Annotated in this window: 4 protein-coding genes and 1 pseudogene; all 5 read left to right on the forward strand. The window is 66.4% G+C overall.

What is annotated here, in order from left to right; all coding sequences use genetic code 11:
* Positions 1 to 307, forward strand: a pseudogene (locus JMF90_RS27155) (CBS domain-containing protein); the annotation flags it as partial.
* Complete coding sequence (gene choW, locus JMF90_RS27160; protein WP_011547015.1) at positions 300 to 1196, forward strand: choline ABC transporter permease subunit; 897 nt, start codon at positions 300 to 302, stop codon at positions 1194 to 1196. The pseudogene JMF90_RS27155 and the gene choW, both read left to right, overlap by 8 nt.
* 105 nt (positions 1197 to 1301) lie before the next feature.
* Positions 1302 to 2300, forward strand: coding sequence for a GlxA family transcriptional regulator (locus JMF90_RS27165; protein ID WP_027808672.1), 999 nt, complete (start codon positions 1302 to 1304; stop codon positions 2298 to 2300).
* A gap of 104 nt (positions 2301 to 2404) precedes the next feature.
* Positions 2405 to 3352, forward strand: a complete 948-nt coding sequence (locus JMF90_RS27170) for a choline ABC transporter substrate-binding protein (protein ID WP_006480573.1) — start codon at positions 2405 to 2407, stop codon at positions 3350 to 3352.
* A 294-nt stretch (positions 3353 to 3646) separates the two neighbouring features.
* On the forward strand, positions 3647 to 4070 hold a 424-nt coding region (locus JMF90_RS27175; protein ID WP_201325655.1), incomplete at its 3' end, for a trimeric intracellular cation channel family protein.

Here is a 4070-nt window from a genome sequence, read left to right on the forward strand (position 1 = left end):
GTGTCGAAGTGCGATGCCGCGAACGTCGCGGCTTCGCTGAACGGCAGCGCCGAATACGCGTTCGTGCTCGACGCCGCACGCAAGATTCGCGGCTTCGGTCACGCGCGAGGCGCTCGGCCAGGACACGCCGTCCGTGCGGCCGATCGAAAGCATCCGGCGCGATGCGTCGCTCGAACATGTCGTCGCGCGCGTGGTCGCGAGCCCGAATGCACTGCCCGTCGTCGACGACGACGGCTGCTACTGCGGCTCGGTCGATCGTGCGCTCATCCTGAAGGCCATCACGCGTTCGCGAGGCTCCCATGTCTGAAATGATTCCGCTCGGTACCTGGGTCGACCAGTCCGTTCACTACCTGCTCGACCACGACGCGAAGACGTTCGACGCGATCGGTCAAGCGATCGAAGGGCTCGCGGCATTCGTCGAGCATGGCCTGCAGGCGATCCCGATGTGGCTGATGATGGCGATCTTCATCGGCGTCGGGCTGTGGCGGGTGGGCTGGCGCTTCGCGCTGTTCACCACGCTGTCGCTGCTGCTGATCTTCGCGACGGGCTTCTGGGATCAGACGGTCATCACGCTCGGCCTCACGCTGTCGTCGACGATCATCAGCCTCGTGCTCGGCATCCCGCTCGGCATCTGGGCCGCGAAGAGCAAGTGGGTCGCCGCGATCGTGCGCCCGATCCTCGACCTGATGCAGACGATGCCCGCGTTCGTCTACCTGATTCCGGCCGCGATGCTGTTCGGTCTCGGCCGCGTGCCGGGGATCCTGTCGACGGTGATCTTCGCGATGCCGCCCGCGGTGCGTCTCACGAGCCTCGGCATCCGTCACGTGAACCGCGAGATCGTCGAAGCCGGCCAGGCGTTCGGCTGCACGCCGTGGCAGTTGCTGTACAAGGTGCAGTTCCCGAACGCGCTGCCGTCGATCATGCAGGGCGTGAACCAGACGATCATGATGGCGCTGTCGATGGTGATCATCGCGTCGATGGTCGGCGCGGGCGGCCTCGGCAACGACGTGCTCGCGAGTATCCAGCGCCTCGACATCGGTCTCGGCTTCGAAAGCGGTCTGTCGGTCGTGCTGCTCGCGATCATTCTCGACCGCATCACCGAGAGCTTCGGCCGCGCGCCGGGCACCGCGAAGGCGCCGCTGTTCTCGGGCCTCAAGCAGCTGTTCCGCGTGAAGGCCGCGCCCGCGCAGGCCTGAGCCCAGGCGGCCGGACCCCGGCCGCTCACCCTGTATATGGATAACGACTTCCGCGGCTTCGGCCGCGGAGTTGGCCCCCTGCAACCTCCTCGCCAGGAGACCGATGTGACGTCCGCCGTCGCTGTCGCGCCCGCCGCCTGCGTTTCACCGGTTTCGTCCCTCGCCCATTTCGGCTTCCTGACGCTGCCGAACTTCTCGATGATCGCGTTCTCGAGCGCGGTCGAAGTGCTTCGGATGGCGAATTACGTCGGGCGGGCGGATCACTACAAGTGGTCGATCTACTCGCTCGACGGCGCGCCCGCGCATGCCAGCAACGGCATCGCCGTGCGGCCCACGCAGGCGCTCGACTACGACAACCTGCCCGACGTGATGATCGTGTGCGGCGGCATCCGCATCCGCGACGTGGTCGACGAGGGCGCGCGCGATACGCTCGCGGCGCTCGCCGAACGCGGTCTGCCGCTCGGCGGCATCTGCACGGGTGCCTATGCGCTGATGTCGAGCGGGCTGCTCGACGGCTATCGCTGCACCGTGCACTGGGAGAACCTGTCCGCGCTGCATTCCGAATTTCCGCGAGTGGGCTTCGCCGACGAGCTGTTCGTCGTCGATCGCGACCGGCTGACCTGCACGGGCGGCACCGCGCCGCTCGACCTGATGCTGAACCTCGTCGGCATGCGGTTCGGCCAGCAACTGGCCGCGCAGGTATCCGAGCAGTTCATCCTGGAGCGCATTCGCAGCTCGACCGATACGCAGCCGATTCCGGTCGATGCGCGGGTCGGCTTCTCGCGCGCGGAGCTGATCGAGGTCGTACGGCTGATGGAGGCGAACATCGAGGAGCCGCTGTCGCTCGAGGAGCTCGCGCGGCTCGTGCGGCTGTCGCAGCGGCATCTGCAGCGCATGTTCAAGGTGTACCTGAACGTATCGCCGACCCACTATTACCTGACGCTGCGCCTGAAACGCGCCCGCGACCTGCTGCGCACGACCGATGCATCGATCGCACGCGTGACGACGGTCTGCGGCTTTCATTCGCCGTGTCATTTCAGCAAGGCATACCGCGCGCAGTTCGGCCACGCGCCGAGCTACGAGCGGCGGCTGCCCGGGCGCTGAGCCGCGGCAATCCGTCGGTCCGCGACGTCGCCGGGATCGCGGCGCGCGGCTTCAATAAACGATCCCGCATTCAAGCAAACGACATCACTTTGAGGAGAAGCAAGATGAAGCGCCTATTGATCGCAGCGGTGTGCGGGATCGGGGTGACCGCGCCGATGTCGGCCGTTTATGCGGCCGATCCGCCCGTGTGCAAGAACGTGCGCTTCGCGGATGTCGGCTGGTCCGACATCGCGGCGACCACGGGCCTCGCGTCGACGATGCTGCAGGGGCTCGGCTACAACCCGACGAAGACGATCGCCTCGGTGCCGATCACGTTCGCGGGGATCAAGAGCAAGCAGATCGATGTGTTCCTCGGCTACTGGTCGCCGACGATGGACCCGATCATCCAGCCGTTCACGAAGGCCGGCACGATCAAGGTGCTCGCGACGCCGAACCTGACCGGCGCGAAATACACGCTCGCGGTGCCCGACTACGTGTACCAGGGCGGCCTGAAGTCGTTCGCGGACATCCAGAAGTACGCGGACAAGCTGAACGGCAAGATCTACGGGATCGAGCCGGGCAACGACGGCAATGCGCTGATCAAGAAGATGATCGACGGCAACCAGTTCGGCCTCGGCAAGTTCAAGCTGGTCGAGTCGAGCGAGGCCGGGATGCTGGTCGAAGTGAATCGCGCGGCCCGCGACAAGCAGTGGATCGTGTTCCTTGGGTGGGAACCGCATCCGATGAACGTGCAGATGAAGATCGACTACCTGACCGGCGGCGACGATGTGTTCGGCCCGAACTACGGCGAAGCGAAGGTGCTGACCGCAACCCCGCCCGATTACGCGCAACGCTGCCCGAACGTCGCGAAGTTCGTGTCGAACCTGCAGTTCACGACGTCGATCGAGAACCACGTGATGGTGCCGATCATGAACAAGCAGGACCCGAACAAGGCCGCCGCCGACTGGCTGAAGGCGAACCCGCAAGCGCTCGACAAGTGGCTGGCCGGCGTGACGACGCTCGACGGCAAGCCCGGCCTGCCGGCGGTGAAGGCGTACCTCGGCGTGCATTGAGCGTGACGTGTCGGGCTGGGCGGATGCGGCGCGAAGCCTGACGTGAATATTGAGCCGGCGTAAGCGGGGTGACCTGCTTGCGCCGGCTTTTTGCTGCCCGCTTCACGCTTGGCCCGACGGTCGCCGGACGATGCGCTAGACTGCTCGATCCCCGATCGAGGAGACGACGATGACCCGTAACCCGCTTGATGCATCCGGACGGCGACACGCAGCCGGCACGCGGCTGAACGACCCGTCGGCTTCGATCGGTGTACGCGGTAACCGGACGATGCTTCACATCGGCCATTCACTCGCATGAAGCGCATCGAGCAAGTCGTGCTTGCCGCCGATCTCGCGGGCACGGCGGTGTTCGCGATCGAGGGCGCCAATGCGGCGATCGGCGCCGGTCTCGACCTGTTCGGGGTGATGGTGCTGTCGCTCGTCGTCGCGCTCGGCGGCGGCGTGATTCGCGACCTGTTGATCGGCGCGCGCCCGCCGAGCGCCGTGAGCGACTGGCGTTATCCGGCGCTCGCGTTCGCCGCCGGGCTGTTCGCCTTCGTGTTTCATGCGCGGGTCGCGTCGTTCTCGCCGTCGCTGCTGACGACGCTCGATGCGGCCGGCCTCGCGCTGTTCGCGGTCGCGGGCGCGGTGAAGGCGCTCGAATTCCGCGTCCACCCGTTCATCGCGACGCTGATGGGCGCCGTGACCGGCTGCGGAGGCGGCGTGGTGCGCGATCTGC

Origin of the sequence: Burkholderia sp. E168m23, from assembly GCF_016586125.1 — a bacterium.
Classification (GTDB): domain Bacteria; phylum Pseudomonadota; class Gammaproteobacteria; order Burkholderiales; family Burkholderiaceae; genus Burkholderia; species Burkholderia orbicola.